Origin of the sequence: Streptomyces sp. NPDC056224 (assembly GCF_042267665.1) — a bacterium.
Classification (GTDB): Bacteria; Actinomycetota; Actinomycetes; order Streptomycetales; family Streptomycetaceae; genus Streptomyces.
Genome location: NZ_JBHJTK010000102.1, coordinates 1 through 2503, shown reverse-complemented (window position 1 = coordinate 2503; position 2503 = coordinate 1). Strand labels below are relative to the sequence as shown.

Sequence of the window (2503 nt, the reverse complement as noted above, 5' to 3'; positions counted from 1 at the left end):
GGCCTCGCCCAGATCGCCGAACGTGGTGGCGAGCTCCGGCGCGCGGGGCCGCCGCAGCTGCTTCAGACACCCCCGCTCGGCGATCCGGGCCTTGAGCCACACCGAGCGCAGACCGACCGCAGGGGCGCCGCACGCCGAAGCGAACTCCTTGGCCGTCTCCCAGGACGGCACGGTCCGGCCCGAAGCCGCGCGCTTGAGGGTGGCCGGCGACAGCCCGGTCCTCACCGCCAGCTCGTCAAAGGTCAGCCCGGCTGAGGTGCGCAGCGCGCGCAGCGTCTCGGCCAGTACGCCACGGGCGGGGACCGTGTGGTCCACGGGAAGTTCAGGACGTCCCATCCCGAGATCCCCCTTCTAGCGGCCGGCCTGGGTGAAGCCGCGGACGGCCGCCGCCGCCTTGCCGCGGCCGCCCGGCGTCACGGTGACCACGATCAGCGCGCTGATCCCCGCGGCGCCGGCCAGGAGCTGGAAGATCTCCGCCATCGGCATCTGCCCGTACAGCCGCATCACCACGGCCAGCACGAGCACCACGCACACGACCGCCGCCTGCGGCAGCGTCATCCCGCCCGCCGGCCCCGACCGGGCACCCGCCTCCCGCCGCCGGTCCTGGCCCTGCGCACGACTCAGCTGTTGCTCCATGTACATCTCCTTGCTGGAGAGCACGGAGATGCCCGGCTCCCCCTCGGCTATGGCGAGGGGGAGCAGAATGCCGCTCCCCCTCGTGCTGATGGCTTCGCGCCAAGTGGCGCTCTCCCGGGGGCGATTGCAGTCGCCCTTCCGGGATCACCAGAATGCCAGGCCCCGCTCCCATGGCCTAAGCCTCAGCAACCACACACCATCCCAAATGCGCGAAATGCCCGTTCGTTCGTTCACCGGCGTCCATGACTTGCACGCGTGCAAGTTCTCCAAGGACCGGCGCCTGACCAGCGAAGATGCGCGGGCCGGACCCATGCCCTACCCGCAGGCACCCCCAGACCGACCCACGATCGGAACGCTGCTTTCGCCATTCGTCCACAACCGTCCAAGCTCCGGTTGTGTTTCGGTCCGCCGGCAGGGCACCGTGGGGTGCAGAACCGACCGGGCGACCGGCGGAACCCCCTCGAATGCTGATGGCTTCGCAGACAGGGACAAGAGCAGCACCGCGTTGCAGCGCGAGTGCCGCACGCGACAGGGCCGACCCGCACACGCCGGGCCGGCCCTGTCCGCATTCCCGGCCGGGCACCCTGCGCAGCTCCGTAAGTCGACTCACGGACCCTGGCACCACCCACGCACTACGTGGCAGCCGGTCCGGCGGCGGAACTCCCGGCCCGGGAGTCCGGCGACACCGTGGAGGACGATCTGCTCGAACTCCAGCCACTCCCCCGCCATGCCCTGTTGCGGGCGCCGGCTGCGAGGCGGCGGAGCCGCGGGCCTGGTTCCTGGCGCTCGCGGACACCAAAAGCCGGGTGGGCCCTGCCACGTCGATACTCGGGCCGGCCGTCGGCGCGTACGGGGGTAGGCACACGGACTGAGAGGCTCAGTCGTCTTCGTCGAGGAGCCAGCCCCTGCGGCGGGGGACCTGGGAGTCGAAGGCCTCCGTGCTGCCGGGGAACGGGCTCCGGAACGGGACACGCGGCTGGGCGGGGGCAGGGACTTGGGCCAGGAGGGCCAGGGCAAGGGCCGTGACGTCGGCGACGGAGCGGCTGCTGGCGGCCTCCTGCACGATCCGGGCGGCGACCCCGGCCTCCCCGCCGGCCTTTAGGCCCGTGACCAGAGCGGCTATCTCGGCCGGGGGCCGCGTCACAGCGGCCTGCACCAGGACGTCCATCAGCGAGGCGTGCGCCAGCCACGCCCCCGTTCCCGGCCCGCGCGCCGGAGGAACCCGAGTGGACGACGGGGCGGCGGAAGGAGCCGGGGACGGGCCGGGGCTCGGGACGGCTGCAGAGGGCGGGGCGGTGGGCGCCGGCTCCTGCCGTGCGGCTCCCGCAGTCGCCGCGGAGGCCTCTTCGGTCCGGACGCGGGCCTGGCCGACGCCGCGCAGCGCCTGCAGCAGCGGCTCCGAACTCACCTCGCAGAGCCGGGCGATGCCCTGCACCATGGACGGGTCCGGCGGCCGGGTGGGGTGGTTGAGGGCCTCGGAGAGCGCGCTCCTGGACCAGGGCAGGTGCCGGGAGATCTCCCTCAGCGTCAGTCCGTGCGAACGGATCAGCTCCCACAGCTCGTGCTGCAGATCGTCCAGACCGTTGCCCGGCTGCCCGGCCTCCCTGGGCCGGGGCACCCTCCGGTGCGACCGCGCGCGCTGGGCGCGCCTCGCCTTCCCGTACAGCTCCGCGATGTGCTTCGCGGTCCGGTCCCTGACAGGGGCCGGGACGAGGCCGATCAGCAGCAGGGCGTCCGCTGTCGCCGTCGCGGTCTCCTCATAGGGCAGCATCCGGCCGGAGAAGAGGCGCGAGAGGGTGGCCGTGGAGATCCGGCCCTGCGTGAACTCGCTGATCTGCCTCAGACTCGGGTTCCCACTGGCAGCCCG

At 72.9% G+C, this 2503-nt stretch carries 2 protein-coding genes and 1 pseudogene; all 3 read right to left on the bottom strand.

The annotated features are described in order from the left end of the window. Window positions 1-336: helix-turn-helix domain-containing protein (locus tag ACFCZ1_RS38435; RefSeq protein WP_376682904.1), on the bottom strand; the 336-nt coding region annotated here is incomplete at its 3' end. Window positions 337-351: 15 nt separating this feature from the next. Continuing rightward, window positions 352-636 carry a hypothetical protein gene (locus ACFCZ1_RS38430; RefSeq protein WP_376024148.1) on the bottom strand — a complete coding sequence of 95 codons (285 nt, stop codon included), beginning with the start codon at window positions 634-636 and terminating at the stop codon, window positions 352-354. An 877-nt stretch (window positions 637-1513) separates the two neighbouring features. Continuing rightward, window positions 1514-2503: pseudogene (locus ACFCZ1_RS38425) on the bottom strand (hypothetical protein); the annotation flags it as partial.